General features: G+C 38.6%; 15 protein-coding genes. All 15 read left to right on the forward strand.

Annotation, left to right across the window (positions count from 1 at the left end):
- The first annotated feature begins 15 nt into the window (after positions 1-15).
- The 15 genes from J7R13_RS05145 to rimP all read left to right on the forward strand — a co-directional run bounded on the left by J7R13_RS05145 (position 16) and on the right by rimP (position 15,106).
- On the forward strand, positions 16-1,956 hold the full coding sequence (locus tag J7R13_RS05145) for a DNA polymerase III subunit gamma/tau (protein WP_208437756.1): 1,941 nt from the start codon (positions 16-18) through the stop codon (positions 1,954-1,956).
- 14 nt (positions 1,957-1,970) lie between these two features.
- A complete protein-coding gene (locus tag J7R13_RS05150) occupies positions 1,971-2,294 on the forward strand; it encodes a YbaB/EbfC family nucleoid-associated protein (protein WP_208437757.1) in 324 nt (107 codons plus the stop codon).
- A 36-nt stretch (positions 2,295-2,330) separates the two neighbouring features.
- Positions 2,331-2,936 (forward strand): recombination mediator RecR, encoded by a 606-nt coding sequence (gene recR / locus J7R13_RS05155; RefSeq protein WP_208437758.1) that lies wholly within the window; start codon positions 2,331-2,333, stop codon positions 2,934-2,936.
- 69 nt (positions 2,937-3,005) lie between these two features.
- Entirely contained in the window at positions 3,006-4,034 is a 1,029-nt protein-coding gene (locus tag J7R13_RS05160; protein WP_208437759.1) for a YeiH family protein, read from the forward strand.
- 565 nt (positions 4,035-4,599) lie between these two features.
- Complete coding sequence (gene tsaB / locus J7R13_RS05165) at positions 4,600-5,292, forward strand: tRNA (adenosine(37)-N6)-threonylcarbamoyltransferase complex dimerization subunit type 1 TsaB (RefSeq protein WP_208437760.1); 693 nt, start codon at positions 4,600-4,602, stop codon at positions 5,290-5,292.
- Positions 5,285-5,779, forward strand: a complete 495-nt coding sequence (gene rimI / locus J7R13_RS05170; RefSeq protein WP_208437761.1) for a ribosomal protein S18-alanine N-acetyltransferase — start codon at positions 5,285-5,287, stop codon at positions 5,777-5,779. The genes tsaB and rimI overlap by 8 nt, the downstream gene beginning before the upstream one ends.
- A gap of 31 nt (positions 5,780-5,810) precedes the next feature.
- Positions 5,811-7,196, forward strand: a complete 1,386-nt coding sequence (gene miaB, locus J7R13_RS05175; RefSeq protein ID WP_208437762.1) for a tRNA (N6-isopentenyl adenosine(37)-C2)-methylthiotransferase MiaB — start codon at positions 5,811-5,813, stop codon at positions 7,194-7,196.
- Positions 7,197-7,357: 161 nt separating this feature from the next.
- Positions 7,358-8,467, forward strand: a complete 1,110-nt coding sequence (locus J7R13_RS05180; protein ID WP_208437763.1) for a PhoH family protein — start codon at positions 7,358-7,360, stop codon at positions 8,465-8,467.
- A 12-nt stretch (positions 8,468-8,479) separates the two neighbouring features.
- Complete coding sequence (ybeY, locus tag J7R13_RS05185) at positions 8,480-8,956, forward strand: rRNA maturation RNase YbeY (RefSeq protein WP_208437764.1); 477 nt, start codon at positions 8,480-8,482, stop codon at positions 8,954-8,956.
- A gap of 100 nt (positions 8,957-9,056) precedes the next feature.
- Positions 9,057-10,076: a hemolysin family protein gene (locus J7R13_RS05190; RefSeq protein ID WP_208437765.1), complete on the forward strand. Its 1,020-nt coding sequence runs from the start codon at positions 9,057-9,059 to the stop codon at positions 10,074-10,076.
- Complete coding sequence (gene lnt / locus J7R13_RS05195; protein WP_208437766.1) at positions 10,057-11,673, forward strand: apolipoprotein N-acyltransferase; 1,617 nt, start codon at positions 10,057-10,059, stop codon at positions 11,671-11,673. The genes J7R13_RS05190 and lnt overlap by 20 nt, the downstream gene beginning before the upstream one ends.
- Before the next feature lie 146 nt (positions 11,674-11,819).
- On the forward strand, positions 11,820-12,233 hold the full coding sequence (locus tag J7R13_RS05200) for a helix-turn-helix domain-containing protein (protein ID WP_208437767.1): 414 nt from the start codon (positions 11,820-11,822) through the stop codon (positions 12,231-12,233).
- A gap of 128 nt (positions 12,234-12,361) precedes the next feature.
- Complete coding sequence (gene metK, locus J7R13_RS05205) at positions 12,362-13,630, forward strand: methionine adenosyltransferase (RefSeq protein ID WP_208437768.1); 1,269 nt, start codon at positions 12,362-12,364, stop codon at positions 13,628-13,630.
- Entirely contained in the window at positions 13,627-14,328 is a 702-nt protein-coding gene (locus tag J7R13_RS05210) for a tRNA (guanine(46)-N(7))-methyltransferase TrmB (protein WP_208437769.1), read from the forward strand. Before metK ends, J7R13_RS05210 begins: the two co-directional genes overlap by 4 nt.
- A 151-nt stretch (positions 14,329-14,479) precedes the next feature.
- Entirely contained in the window at positions 14,480-15,106 is a 627-nt protein-coding gene (rimP, locus tag J7R13_RS05215) for a ribosome maturation factor RimP (protein WP_208437770.1), read from the forward strand.
- Positions 15,107-15,108: the final 2 nt, after the last annotated feature.

The raw sequence follows: 15,108 nt of genomic DNA on the forward strand, positions 1-15,108 counted from the left end.
AAGTTGGAATCATTGATGGAAAATATGCCGGTAGAAACGACCTATCGTATTCTTGCTCGCAAATATCGACCTCAAAATTTCTCTGACCTCATTGGTCAAGAAGCTATGGTGCGTACCCTTACGAATGCTTTTGAAACAGGCCGCATTGCACAAGCATGGATGTTAACAGGAATTCGTGGAGTAGGAAAAACCACAACTGCGCGTATTTTGGCACGTGCACTCAACTACAAAACAAAAGATATTGACCAACCAACGACCGTATTGAATACACTTGGTGAACATTGTACACAAATCATTGAAGGACGCCATATCGATGTTATAGAAATGGATGCAGCGTCGCATACGGGTATTGATGATATTCGTGAAATTATTGAACAAATACGTTACCGTCCTGTTTCTGCACGCTATAAGGTTTATATTATTGATGAAGTGCACATGCTTTCAACGCAAGCATTTAATGGCTTATTAAAAACACTTGAAGAACCACCAGCGCATGTAAAATTTATTTTTGCAACGACAGAAATTCGCAAAGTTCCTATTACGATTCTTTCGCGTTGCCAGCGTTTTGACCTACGGCGTATTGAATCAACAATCTTGAGCGCGCATTTGCGCCAAATTGCAAAACGTGAAAACGTAGAAGTGGAAGATCAAGCACTCTCCATGATTGTCCGCGCTGCAGAAGGCTCTGTACGTGACGCATTATCCATTTTTGATCAAGCAATTGCGCATAGCTATGGCAACGTCAGTGCTCTTGCAGTGCGTGCTATGTTAGGCTTAGCTGATCAAGCACGTATTATTGATCTCTTTGAATTTATCATGAAGGGTAATGTTGTAAATGCATTACATGAATTACGCAGCCAATATGATGCAGGTGCTGATCCTCTCACTATATTGACAGAATTGGCTGATTTCAATCATCTGGTTACACGTCTACGTTTTACTCCAGAGATAACTGAAGATCTCTCACTTACTGAAGATGAACGTTTAAGAAGCTTAGATTTTTCACAAAAACTTTCCATCCCTGTTTTATCCCGAAACTGGCAAATGTTACTCAAAGGCTTACAGGAAGTTAGTCAAACTGCACGTCCGCTTCAAGCGGCAGAAATGTTGCTTATTCGTCTTGCTCACACTGCTGATCTACCAACTCTTGATGAAGCTTTGAAAAAGCTTAACCAAGAAAAAATACCACTCACAACCATTCAAAATTCTTCTCATCAAGAGTCTACAAATGCCAACAATGTGGCAAGAGTAACAGCTGTATATGCTCATTCTTCCCCAAACGTTTCAAACACACCAGCCAATCAAACAGATTTCAAAACACCCTTGGGAAACCAATTAGACCAAGCTTTAAAATCAAAAGATCTAATCAAAATTCAAACTCTGGAAAGCACTAAAGCCCCTGCAATAACAGACACTCCTGAAACTTCAAAGACTGTTGAAATTTCTAAAAACACTACAAATTTATCACACTCCTCTACAGAAACGACAGCAGAAATTGCTGAACAGCAAACCATCGTTATCAATTCCTTGCACGATATTGTTAAATTAGCTGAACAGTATAATGAGATTCCTTTCAAAATTCTTGTTCAAGAATTTGTTCATCCTGTTTCTTTTAAACCGGGGCATATTACCTTGAGACTTGCTGAAAATGCTCCACGTTCACTTGCTCGTGATATAGAAAAAATGCTTTCCCAATGGACTGAAAAACCCTGGGTTATAACCTGTATCAATGAAGGAGGAGGACCAACCTTACAAGAAGAAAATTTAGCTATTCAAAAAAAGCTTTTTTCCAATGCAGAGGCAGATCCTGATATCGTGAAAATACTCAACCATTTCCCAGAAGCAAAAATTGTCGATATTCGCCTAAATAAACAAGAAAACGATCTTGATTTGTCCCCTGATACTTTTAAAAATACCGAAACTTTTGAAAATGAAAATAATATCAACGATGAATAAGGATACTCATTTCTATGCGTGACATGATGAGCATGATGAAAAAAGCCAAAGAAATGCAAGAGAAAATGCAGAAAATTCAAGAAGAAATAGCAAAACTTCAAGTAATTGGCTCTGCAGGTGGTGGTCTTGTCAGTATCACCTTAAATGGCCGAAATATTATAACAGCAGTGCAAATTGATCCTTCATTACTCACACCTAACGAAGTTGAAATACTTGAAGACTTGATTATGGCAGCCTATAATGAAGCTAGAGCAAAAATTGAAGCAGCTATAGAAGAGAAAACCAAAAGCATAACAGCAGGGCTACCACTGCCGTCAGGCTTTAAACTTCCGCTTTAATGAGCTAAATTTTGTTTAATCCCTTGGAACAATAATATGTCTAAACACATTGCAGGACCTGAAATTGAGCGTCTTATTCAGCTTTTAGCGCGAATACCAGGTCTTGGACCGCGTTCAGCGCGCCGTGCTGCTCTTCACCTTATCAAAAAAAAAGAAACATTATTGGAACCTTTAGGAGCCGCAATACAGACAGCAGTAGACAAAGTCTGCATTTGTTCTGTTTGCGGAAATGTAGATACAATTAATCCTTGTTCGATTTGTACAGATCCACGTCGCGATGATGCAACAATTATTGTTGTTGAGGATATTGCTGATCTGTGGGCTCTTGAACGCGCAAAAACTTTAGCAGCACGTTATCATGTATTGGGTGGACGTCTTTCTGCTTTAGATGGGATAGGTCCTGACGAACTCAAAATCGCTTCCTTAATACAACGCGTTGTAGAAAACTCAATTACAGAGATTATTCTAGCAGTCAATGCTACTGTTGAAGGACAAACAACTGCTCACTACATCACTGACCAGCTCTCTAACTTCTCCGTTAAAATTACTCGACTTGCACATGGAGTACCTGTGGGAGGCGAACTCGATTATCTTGATGATGGAACTTTAGCAGCAGCTTTACAAGCGAGAACAAATCTCTAAAATTTTTTTCTTTTACCTGTTCTCTCTTTCTTTATTCACTATCATTTCTTTTTAGGGGGCAATATTAAAATGATAAAGAAAAATCTCTCACTTTTAAACAACTTTGGTCCTGGTATTCTAGTATGTTTACTCATATCAGCCTTAGCTTATGGCTTAGAAGTTATAGAAAAACAGCTTTTCGCAGAAGCGTGGCTTGAAAGCCTTGTTTTGGCAATTCTCTTGGGATCTATTGCCCGTAGTTGTTTTACTTTGCCAACATATTTTCAAAAAGGTATCATCTTTTGTGCAAAAACACTTCTCGAAATTGCTATTGTTTTTTTAGGAGCAAGCATTAGCATTAACACAGTTCTTTCCGCTGGTTGGAATTTGCTTGCTAGCATCATATTCGTTATATTTGTAACAATTATCCTCAGTTTCTCCATCGGCCGACTTTTCGGGCTTTCTACACATTTAGCAATGTTAGTCGCTTGTGGGAATGCTATTTGTGGCAATTCAGCCATTGTCGCCGTTGCACCTGTCATTAAAGCAAAACATGACGATGTAGCTGCCTCAATTGCTTTCACTGCTCTTTTAGGGATTCTTATTATTTTATTTCTACCCTTTTTACATCCGCTTCTGAATTTGTCATTTAGCCAATACGGTGTACTGGCCGGCATGGTTGTTTATGCTGTACCACAGGTTTTAGCAGCAACAGCATCTGTCTCTTTTGTAAGTGTTCAAATTGCAACCGTGGTTAAACTGGTGCGGGTTTTAATGTTAGGACCTCTTATTTTCGCTTTGTCAATCATCTATAATCGATCAGCACAAACACGCTTGCGTCTACACACCCTCGTCCCATGGTTTATTATTGGTTTTATTATCATGATGCTTGTTCGCTCAAGTGGTCTTATCCCTGAAAAAGCTATTAATCCCATCAAACTGATTGCTCAGTTGTTGACTGTCATTTCAATGGCTGCATTAGGATTAGGCGTTGATATCCACTCGTTAAAAAAAGCAGGATGGCGTGTCATTTTTGCTTCGACTTGTTCCATACTTATCCTCGGAATTTGCAGCCTTATCATGATACAATTGAGTGGTATGAGTCATATAACTTTTTGAAATAGCACATTAAAATACTTTTTCTTTTTTCAGCAAAGTTTGCAAACGCCTCTAAAGAGGTTTATGAACACTGAAACAGTCTTTATTATAAGACTAGGTTAAGATTGCAAAAAAAGTCCTTTATCATTTTATATAAAAGAGCGAATGCACTTTGATGTTAATAATAGCAAGCGTTAAATTTCTTATTCAACTGCTTTTCAGCATACAATTGGTTGTAAGCAGTATGGTACAAAAATGCATAATTCATCAAAAAAATACTATTTTTTTATTTTTTGCTGCTCTAAGCAAAATCAAGTTTTTATAAAAAACTTATAGAATATGCTCTTATTGGAAAACATAAATATGATTTCACAGTTTTTCACTTTTAAATTGCCTTTGCTTACTGTGTGTTGCAACAGGATACAATGAAGATTAAATCATCATCCATCGTATTTAATGAAAAAGATATCGTTGCTTATTGACACGAGGAACCTTCTTAAAATATTGTGAAATATACTAACAAAATAAAAAAACAAAAAACATAGTAGTTCTTTTGTTTATCATATTATTCAACTAAAATATTTTTATGTATATCCTTGCTATAGATACTGCTTCAATTTATTGCGCCGTTGCGCTCACTCATCATGAATCCGTCGTTGCACGTATCAATGAGCGCATACACAAAGGGCATGCTGAAAAGCTTATTGGATACATTGCACAAATAACTGAGCAAACCAATATCACCCTTAACCAAGTTGACCGTATCGCTGTCAATGTTGGACCAGGATCATTCACCGGTGTGCGTGTTGGTGTTTCAACAGCACGTGCTTTAGCACTAGCACTCGAAATACCAGCTGTTGGAGTAAGTGCCCTTGAAGCATTGGCAGCACAAACAATAACCAATAAAAATACTGTATCAGCAATCACCGTTGTCATCGAAGCTGGAAGAAACATGTTCTACCATCAAAACTTCAATGAAGATCTCACGCCTTTAGGGCTACCTGGATTAAAAACAATTGAAAGTATCATAGAAGATTTACCGCAAAAAACAAGATTAACCGGTCCAGCGGCTGATACTATTGCACTGTACATTAAAGACAATAAGGTAAATAAAAAAATCGTACGAGACCAAACTCTCTGCGAAGCAGCGGATATTGTAAACTATGCCCATCTTGCTGCAAACAAAAAACCTCAAGATCCGCCCCGCCCACTCTATTTACGCAATGCTGACGCAAAACAACAAACCGGTTTTTCCTTACCACGAAAAAACTATGTCTAAATTCTCACTGAAAAAAAAGAATTTTTGGATTGCTCCACTACAAGCTGATGATAGTGTTTCCCTTCAAAAAATTCATAAGCATTGTTTTGTTCCTGCTTGGGAAGAACAAGCTTTTGATAATTTCTTAATAGATCACTCTATCTTCGGATACAAAGCCTCTCTCATTGGAAAACCTGAGAAAATTTTAGGCTTTTGTCTATGCCGCCTCGTTCTTGATGAAGCAGAAATTATCACAATTGCTGTTCACCCTCATTTTCGTCGACAAGGAATTGGTACTTTACTTCTTGACAGCACGCTTCGCCATCTGCATCATGAACGCACCGTAAAACTTTTCCTAGAAGTAGAAGAGACAAATCTTTCTGCCTTGAATCTTTATAAGCGTTTCCAATTTCAAAAAATTGCTAGACGCCCTGCTTATTACCCATCAAAAAACAGTCGCATAGATGCAATCGTTATGAAAAAAACTTTTAAGCAAACAACAGATTGAGATTTGCGTAAAAAACATTTAGACATGCGCTATGAATAAAATAAATTCTAAAAATAAGTCCCCTGTTGCTCCTAAAAAGGTTTTTATCAAAACCTATGGGTGTCAAATGAATGTTTATGACAGTCAACGAATGACTGATAGTCTTAGTTCACAAGGTTATATTACGACACAAACACCAAATGACGCTGACCTTATTCTTGTTAATACCTGTCATATTCGTGAAAAAGCAGCAGAAAAACTCTATTCTGACCTTGGTCGTTTGCGCGTGATGCGTCAAGAACGAGCACCTGACAAGCCCCTGATGGTCGGTGTGACCGGTTGTGTTGCACAAGCCGAGGGTAGCGAAATCTTGCGCCGTGCTCCAAACGTGGATCTCGTCATTGGTCCGCAAATGTATCATCGTTTACCAGACTTGTTAGAAAAAGCCAAACAAGGCAAAAAAGTTATAGAAACAGACTACGCTGTCGAAGATAAATTTGCTCATTTGCCGCCTCACAATAAACGTGCTGTAAGAAAACGAGGTGTTAGTGCATTTTTAACAGTGCAGGAAGGCTGTGACAAATTTTGCACTTTTTGTGTTGTACCCTACACGCGCGGTGCTGAAATATCACGACCTGTTGAGCAAATTACTGAGGAAGCACGCCAACTCATTGAAGCTGGTGTCAAAGAAATTACGCTCCTTGGACAAAATGTAAATGGTTGGCATGGACAAAGTGCCCATGGAAGAACTTGGCGTCTTGGTGATCTTCTCTATCATCTCGCCAAACTGGATGGTTTAAAGCGTCTACGTTATACAACCAGCCACCCGCGAGATATGGATGACAGCCTTATTGCTGCACATCGAGATCTTGACATATTGATGCCTTATCTGCATCTCCCTGTCCAATCAGGTTCCGATCGCATCTTAAAAGCAATGAACCGCCAACATAAAAGTACTCATTATCTTCAGCTTATCGAAAAAATTCGGACCGCACGACCTGATATTGCTTTTTCAGGCGATTTTATCGTAGGATTTCCAGGAGAAACAGATGAAGACTTTGAAGAAACCATTAAACTTATTAAACAAGTGCAATACAGCTCAGCTTATTCTTTCAAGTATTCACCTCGTCCCGGAACAGTTGGTGCAACAATGAAAAATCATGTTGATGAAGCTGTAAAGGATGCTCGACTTCAACACTTACAAGTTCTTCTTCTTGAGCAGCAAAACGCATTTTTGCGTTCTAAAATTGGTCAAACAACCGATGTTCTCATCGAAAAAGCTGGCCGTCATTCTGGACAAATGGTAGGTCGCTCACCTTGGCTTTTACCTGTAGTCGTAAATACAGAGGCCTCTACAGGAACTGTAATGCCAATTCATATTAAAAATGCAAGCTCAAATAGTTTTGTCGGTGAAACAGCAAATGCAAAAAATGTGTAGATATATTTCTGATACCTTATTTAAAATAGAGATTTTAGAAAACCCTTTTATTTTTCAAGAAAATGATTACATCTAAGGCCTATACTTTATGAAAGATAATTGTTTTTTATAAAGTTTACCAAAGAAAATGTACAACACTTATGTAAATATGGGAGAATAGGTTGAAAGCTTCAACCGAAAAAATAAAGCACGTTAAAGAGAAAATAAATGCTTATCCTGAAAGTGCTGATATTTTAGGAAAAACAAGTGCATCGGGTACCAACTGTGTTGTTTTAATTTTTGAAAATAATAAATATGCAAAAACGGTGTTCGGTAAATTCGACGAAAATCTTACTTATATCGAACAAAAATTCGGACTTAGCATTCATCCACGCGGTAATGAAGTTTTAATTCAGGGAAATCTTGCTGCTATAAAACGCGCGCAATATGTATTACAGCAACTTTATGAACGCGCCAAAACACATCAAGAGCTCACTTTATCAGATACAGAAGGAGCTATTGCCATGGCAAATTTTCTACAGGAACAGCCAAAAGCCCCAACAACAACCAAACCTGTAAAAAAACGTATTCCTGCACGATTAAGTACTTATAAGAAAACAATCCATGCCCGAACTCCAACACAAGATGCCTATATACGAGCAATGGGCCATAATGAACTTGTTTTCGGTGTAGGACCAGCAGGAACAGGCAAAACATACCTTGCCGTTGCTCATGCTACAATGCTTTTGGAGCGTGGTATCATTGAACGAGTTATTCTCTCACGTCCTGCCGTTGAAGCTGGAGAGCATCTTGGCTTCCTTCCCGGTGATCTAAAAGAAAAAGTCGATCCGTATTTACGCCCACTTTATGACGCCCTTTATGATATGATTCCCGTCGAAAAAGTCGAGCGCATTTTAGCTTCTGGTGTCATAGAGATTGCTCCTCTCGCTTTTATGCGCGGGCGAACGCTTGCCCACGCAGCTGTTATTCTGGATGAGGCGCAAAATACTACTCCCATGCAAATGAAAATGTTTCTCACCCGTCTTGGGGAAGGAACGCGTATGATTGTAACCGGTGATGTAAGTCAAATTGATTTGCCTACTGGACAAAAATCAGGTTTAATCGAAGCAATACGCATTCTTTCACATGTAGACAATATTGCGATCATTCGTTTTGATGAAAAAGATGTTGTACGCCATCCCCTTGTAGCCGCTATTGTCCGTGCTTATGATCATGATTCTGCTATACAAATGAAAAAAATGCCATCCTCAAACACTCCATCAAAAAAATAAATTCGATTTGTCATGATTACTATTGATATAACTATTGAGAACTCTGGGTGGAATGATGAAAAAATGCTTTATAATATCACTGAAAAAGCATTAACAACAACAATGCATCACCTTTCTTTAGAAAATGTTGTAAGTGAAGTTAGTCTGCTTTTTACGGATGATAAACATATGGCACAGATCAATGCGCAATGGCGTAATAAAAACGAACCCACCAATGTATTATCCTTTCCTGCCTTTCCACTTAAAGTTGGGCAGACTCCTGGGCTCATACTCGGTGATATCATTATTGCGCGAGAAATTGTTGCACTTGAAGCATCGACAGAAGGAAAATTATTTCAGGACCATTTGACGCATATGATCGTGCATGGTGTTCTTCATCTTCTTGGCTATAATCATGAAACAGATGAGGAGGCTGATCAAATGGAAAAGCTTGAAAAAGAAATTCTTCAAAAGCTTTGCATAAAAGATCCCTATACTGAATTGGCTTAAAATGATAAAAACTCAGTTTTTAAATCAATATCGCTATCATAAAAATTTAAAGCCTCTTATGCCTCTATTATAAAAGGAAAGTTTAGAAGATTTCAAAATCATGTCAAACAAAATAAATGCACAAAATAATAGTCAAACATCTTCTAATATTGAAGAGCAGCCCTCTCAGCAAGCGAATCATACGGAAAAATACTCCCTGATAAATCATTTGTTTTCATTTTTACGAGGTCGCAATTATACGTCATTGCGTGATGATCTTACCGTTGCACTCACCGCTAACAATGAAAAAGACACAACCCTCTTCTCACCTGAAGAACGTACTATGCTTCATAATATCTTGCGTCTGCGTGAAGCACGGGTTGATGATGTTATGATTCCACGCTCTGAAATTGAGGCATTGGAAATAAACACTTCCCTTGGAGAAGCCCTTAAATGTTTTGCAAAAATTGGACATTCCCGCGTACCTGTTTATGCTGAAACTTTAGATGATCCGCGGGGCATGATCCATCTCCGCGATATCCTTAATTATATAACTCGTTTTATTATCAACTCACCCCAAACAGAGCAGAAATCTGATTCACTTCAGTTAAACCATACGGATTTGCGTACCCCAATCGGTGAATTGGACCTGATTCGAACAGTTCTCTTTGTCCCTAGTTCTATGCCAGCAAGCAAATTACTCACACGTATGCAAACCACACGAACACAGATGGCTTTGGTTATTGATGAACATGGTGGCACAGACGGTTTAGTTTCTATGGAAGATATCGTCGAATTAGTCGTTGGTGATATCGAAGATGAACATGATCATGTTGACAATGCTATCGTGCGCGAACCCAATAATAGATGGCTTGTTGACGCAAAAACTGAACTAGAAGATGTGGAAAGAGCCCTTGGTCCTGATTTCATTGTAGGGGAACATGGTGATGAAGTTGATACCATTGGTGGTCTGATTGTCTCCATTCTTGACCGAATTCCTGCAAAAGGTGAAGTCGTTGAAGCCGTACCTGGTTATCGATTCCGTATTTTAGAAGCTGATAAACGCCGGATTAAACGTTTGCGCATTTTTCGTATTCCTGAAAACGAGAGTTTTAAAAAAAATGCCTCCTTCGAAAAATAATCAAGCGTTTTTAAATAATCTCACACTTTTTTTGTTTTCCGTGACCGGTTGGAAAAGGCAGATGTGGGTGTTTCTATGTGGTGCATTAACATCTTTTGCACTTCCACCCTTTTATTTAACACCTCTCTGTTTTTTAACTTTTCCCATCTTTATCATTCTCCTTGATTCAATCTATACCATCAAAAATAATAAAAAGCGCTTTCTCACCTACGCTCTAAGTTGTGGAATCTTTGGCTTTAGTTACTTTATTTGCAGCCTTTGGTGGATGTGTAATGCTTTGTTAACAGACCCTGTTGCTTTTGGTTGGGCGGTGCCATTTGCTATTTTTGGTCCTCCTCTTTACCTTTCTCTTTATTGGTTTTTTGCTGGTTTCATTGTGAGTTTATTATGGACAAAAGGAATAGCACGCTTCTTTGTCTTAGCTTTTGCTCTGGGACTGGCAGAATGGTTGCGCGCTATCCTATTCACAGGCTTTCCATGGAATGCCCTTGGTTATACAGCTATGCCGACCCCTATACTCATGCAATTAGATGCAATTGTAGGGCTTTACGGAATGAATATTCTTGCTGTTTTAGTTTACAGTTTACCCACTGTTTTATTAACGGATGAAAAAAAGAAAACCGCACTTTTTCTTTGTATATCGCTTATATTAATCCACAGTGGTTTTGGATTCTATCGTCTCAATACTGCAGCCAATACAGCAAATGCTCCCAAAAATAGTTACTGGGTGCGCATTGTTCAGCCTTCTATCCAGCAAAACATAAAATTAAGTAATACGACACGAGAAGCTATATTTGCCACTCATATGCGCTTAAGTGCAACACCAACAGACGATCAAAATCCAAAACCCGACTTTATCGTATGGCCCGAAGCATCCATTCCTTACCTTCTCTCTGATAACTCTGTAACCACAATGCATATTGCCTCTCTTCTAAAACCTAAACAATGGGCTATCATTGGTGCTATACGTGCTAATAATGATCCCCTTAATGAGCAAATACAATATTTTAATACAATTGCAGTTATTAACAATAAAGGTAATATTTTAAACACTTCTGATAAACTTCACCTGGTTCCTTTTGGTGAATATCTTCCCTATCAAAATTTATTAGAAAAAATTGGATTGCGTGCCCTCGCTGATACTATTGGTGGATATAGTGCTGCCAGTGTGCGTAGAACTGTCATGATGCCAAATGGGTTTTCTTATCTTCCGCTGATTTGTTATGAAGTAATATTTCCCAATGAAATGACTTTTAAAGGCCCCTCTCCTCAAGCAATCATTAATGTTACTAATGATGCATGGTTTGGCGTAACACCCGGCCCATACCAACATCTTCAACAAGCACAGCTCCGTGCCGTTGAATTAGGAATCCCCCTCATACGAGCAGCCAATAATGGAATATCGGCCGTTATTGATTCTTATGGACGAATCATTGTAGCTCTCCAACCAAATGCTATCGGCATTATTGATTCACCGATTCCATCACCCATTACCCCCATAGGAAGCAATGAATACAGAATTTTCTCTACTTTCATCTTATTCATTCTTATGCTATTGTGCCGCATCAGTTTTGGTTCTACAAAACAGCTTAAATGATCAGATACCCACGTACGGTATTACGTTGCGTGTGCCAGTAACATTGGGAAAAAGTGTTACATATTATTTTAATTATATGATAAACCGGCCTCAAATAAATCTGATGTTGGTTTGGAAGCGGAGTCCTGAAAATAAAGAGTTGCATTATGACCGAGACTAGAAAAAAACCTGATCCTATAGATATTTATGTTGGAACCCGTATTCGTTTACGTCGTAACATTTTAGGACTTACCCAAGAGAAATTGGGTGAAAAGCTAGGCATCACTTTCCAGCAAATTCAAAAATATGAAAAAGGTACAAATCGTATTGGTGCGAGTCGTCTTCAAGCAATTGCAGAAATTATGGATGTTCCTGTTTCTTATTTTTTTGACAAAGGCATTAATACACAACAAGTGGAAGGTTTTGCTGAAAGCGACAGTGATTTTATGGATTTTTGCTCTAGTAATGAAGGAATCCAGCTAATGCGCGCCTTTACTAACATCTCCGATGCTAAAGTGCGTCGAAAAATCATTGACTTGGCAAAAGCACTTTCTGAAGAAGATATGACAACCAAGCTGTAAATAAAAATTACATTTTTTCTCTCACTCATCTTATAAATCAGCATTGACGATTTGTCATGGGATTGGCAAATAGGAGCAGCTTTAATTAGGCAATTAATAAATGTTCGTGTTTTTTTGAAGGAGTTCCTATGCCGCATAAAGATTATCTTTTTACGAGTGAGTCGGTATCGGAGGGTCATCCTGACAAAATTTGTGATCGTATTTCCGATGAAATCGTTGATATGATTTATAAAGAAGCTAAAAAAACCGGTATGGATCCATGGCTAGTAAGAATCGCTTGTGAGACCCTCGTCAGTGTAAACCGTGTTGTTATTGCTGGTGAGGCACGTGTTCCCGATACACTCTTAAAAAGAGATAAAAATAGAGAATTTATTTATGATGAAACTGGCGCTCCACTCATCAATCCTAAGCGTTTCCGTGCAGTAGCACGCCGTGCTATTCGTGCAATTGGTTATGAACAAGTAGGTTTTCATTGGAAAACTGTTAAAATTGATGTTCTGTTACGCCCTCAATCAACTGACATTGCACGCGGAGTTGATAACGCTACGGATCGAAATGGAGAAGAAGGCGCAGGTGATCAAGGTATCATGTTCGGATATGCTTGCCGTGAAACACCCGATCTCATGCCTGCACCGATTTATTATGCTCATAAGATTTTAAAACTTCTCGCCGCAGCCCGCCATAAAGGAGAAGGAGAAACTGCTAAATTAGGACCAGATGCAAAAAGCCAAATAACAATACGGTATAAAAATGGAAAACCTATAGAGGTAACGTCCATTGTTCTTTCAACACAACATTTAGATGAAAGTTGGGATTCTCATAAAGTCCGTACAGTGGTTGAACCTTATATTCGTCAAGCTTTACATGATATTCCTATTTCTGATCAATGCCGTTGGTACATCAACCCAACAGGAAAATTTGTGATTGGTGGTCCTCAAAGTGATGCAGGACTCACAGGACGCAAAATTATTGTTGATACTTATGGAGGTGCAGCCCCCCATGGTGGAGGTGCTTTTTCAGGCAAAGATACGACAAAAGTTGATCGTTCTGCAGCTTACGCTGCACGCTATCTCGCTAAGAATATTGTTGCAGCTGGTTTAGCAGAAAGATGTACTATTCAACTCTCCTACGCAATTGGCATTGCGCAACCCTTATCCATTTATCTTAATCTCCATGGAACAGGAACAGTGGATGAAAAAATTCTTGAAGCGGCCATCCGCAAAATAATGGATCTTTCACCAACTGGTATTCGAAAACACCTTGACCTCAATAAGCCTATTTATACAAAAACAGCTGCCTATGGTCATTTTGGACGTAAACCAAAACGTGATGGTTCGTTTTCATGGGAAAAAACCGATCTGATTAAAACACTTCAAACAATGGTTAAAGTGCCATGATTGACTATAATACACGTAGGCGTGAAGCTTTTTTTGGTCGCAGACAAGGAAAGCGGCTACGAAACAATCAGCTTACACATATAGAAATGCTTCTCCCAACCCTTAACATTGATTTAAATACCCTCCCGCCCTTAGACTTAACAACCTTATTTCCCAGTAAAGTAAGAGAAGTTCGGCTTGAAATTGGTTTTGGTGGAGGTGAACATTTACTTCATGAAATGAAACATTTTCCACAAACTGGTTTTATTGGCGTCGAACCCTTTATCAATGGCATGGCAAAAATGTTGATGTCTCTTGAACAACATAAACAGCATCAAAACCATATTCGCCTTTACGATGATGACGCCACACAGCTCCTTGATTGGCTTCCAAGTGCATCACTTGATGGAATAGACCTTTTTTATCCTGATCCATGGCCTAAAAAGAAACATTGGAAACGACGCTTCATCAACATAAAAAATCTTAACCGTTTTGCTCGCGTTCTTAAAACAGGTAAAAAATTCCGCTTTGCTAGCGATATAGAGAGTTATATAAACTGGACCCTCTACTATTGTGCACAGCATAGCAGCTTTGAGTGGGAAGTAGAAAGCCCTAAGGACTGGCAAACCTCTTACCCGCTATGGATAGGTACCCGTTATGAAGCAAAAGCTCTACGCGAAGGACGGACACCCGCCTATCTTACTTTTATCAAGAAATAATCGATAAAATGCTTTTCTTATAAACAACTTGAAAAATTTTGAATTTAAGAGTATCAATAACTAAATTCTTGGTCTTATGATGAAGAGTGGGCCGTTGGACCCGCTCTTTTTTAATATCATAAAACTGATGAAAATGACTTGGATAGATTGTATGAACGAAGCTGAAAAAATAAGCGATCTTGACGAACCACGCCTATTTGGAGAGGATGGTATTGAAGCCCGCGTTGCCGCTCTTATCATACCATTGCTTAAACCTTTAGGTTTTCGTTTGGTGCGCGTAAAACTTCTTGGTTTAAATGGTTTAACGCTTCAGATTATGATTGAGCGTGCTGATGGCTCTATGACCGTAGAAGATTGTGAAACTGTTAGTCGAACTATTTCACCCCTTCTTGATGTACAAAATGTTATTGAACGCAAATATCATTTAGAAATTTCATCTCCTGGCATTGATCGTCCACTGGTAAGAAAATCTGACTTTTTTCAATGGCAAGGGCATATTGCAAAAATTGAAACCAAAATAAAAATTGATGGGCGCCAAAAATTTCGGGGAACACTTACAAATATCACGCAAGATGGATTTATTTTAAACACCGATAAAGCCGCTTATGGAGAAAATATGTACACCTTTATTCCCTTTTGTGATATCACAAATGCGCATTTGGTGCTTACTGATGAACTTATTCGCGACGCGTTGAAAAAAAATAAAGATTTAAATCAACAACTCATTCCCGAAGATAGTCTTAACGTCTCAAAACAGACGTCAAATCGCAAGAATTAATA

This window comes from Bartonella taylorii 8TBB, assembly GCF_902825155.1.
Classification (GTDB): Bacteria; Pseudomonadota; Alphaproteobacteria; order Rhizobiales; family Rhizobiaceae; genus Bartonella; species Bartonella taylorii_A.

What these genes read in the sequence shown, in the direction of transcription:
- J7R13_RS05145 (WP_208437756.1), top strand. Translation starts at nt 16, where the DNA reads ATGGAAAATATGCCGGTAGAAACGACCTATCGTATTCTTGCTCGCAAA.
- J7R13_RS05150 (WP_208437757.1), top strand. Translation starts at nt 1,971, where the DNA reads ATGCGTGACATGATGAGCATGATGAAAAAAGCCAAAGAAATGCAAGAG.
- recR (WP_208437758.1), top strand. Translation starts at nt 2,331, where the DNA reads ATGTCTAAACACATTGCAGGACCTGAAATTGAGCGTCTTATTCAGCTT.
- J7R13_RS05160 (WP_208437759.1), top strand. Translation starts at nt 3,006, where the DNA reads ATGATAAAGAAAAATCTCTCACTTTTAAACAACTTTGGTCCTGGTATT.
- tsaB (WP_208437760.1), top strand. Translation starts at nt 4,600, where the DNA reads ATGTATATCCTTGCTATAGATACTGCTTCAATTTATTGCGCCGTTGCG.
- rimI (WP_208437761.1), top strand. Translation starts at nt 5,285, where the DNA reads ATGTCTAAATTCTCACTGAAAAAAAAGAATTTTTGGATTGCTCCACTA.
- miaB (WP_208437762.1), top strand. Translation starts at nt 5,811, where the DNA reads ATGAATAAAATAAATTCTAAAAATAAGTCCCCTGTTGCTCCTAAAAAG.
- ybeY (WP_208437764.1), top strand. Translation starts at nt 8,480, where the DNA reads ATGATTACTATTGATATAACTATTGAGAACTCTGGGTGGAATGATGAA.
- J7R13_RS05190 (WP_208437765.1), top strand. Translation starts at nt 9,057, where the DNA reads ATGTCAAACAAAATAAATGCACAAAATAATAGTCAAACATCTTCTAAT.
- lnt (WP_208437766.1), top strand. Translation starts at nt 10,057, where the DNA reads ATGCCTCCTTCGAAAAATAATCAAGCGTTTTTAAATAATCTCACACTT.
- J7R13_RS05200 (WP_208437767.1), top strand. Translation starts at nt 11,820, where the DNA reads ATGACCGAGACTAGAAAAAAACCTGATCCTATAGATATTTATGTTGGA.
- metK (WP_208437768.1), top strand. Translation starts at nt 12,362, where the DNA reads ATGCCGCATAAAGATTATCTTTTTACGAGTGAGTCGGTATCGGAGGGT.
- J7R13_RS05210 (WP_208437769.1), top strand. Translation starts at nt 13,627, where the DNA reads ATGATTGACTATAATACACGTAGGCGTGAAGCTTTTTTTGGTCGCAGA.
- rimP (WP_208437770.1), top strand. Translation starts at nt 14,480, where the DNA reads ATGAACGAAGCTGAAAAAATAAGCGATCTTGACGAACCACGCCTATTT.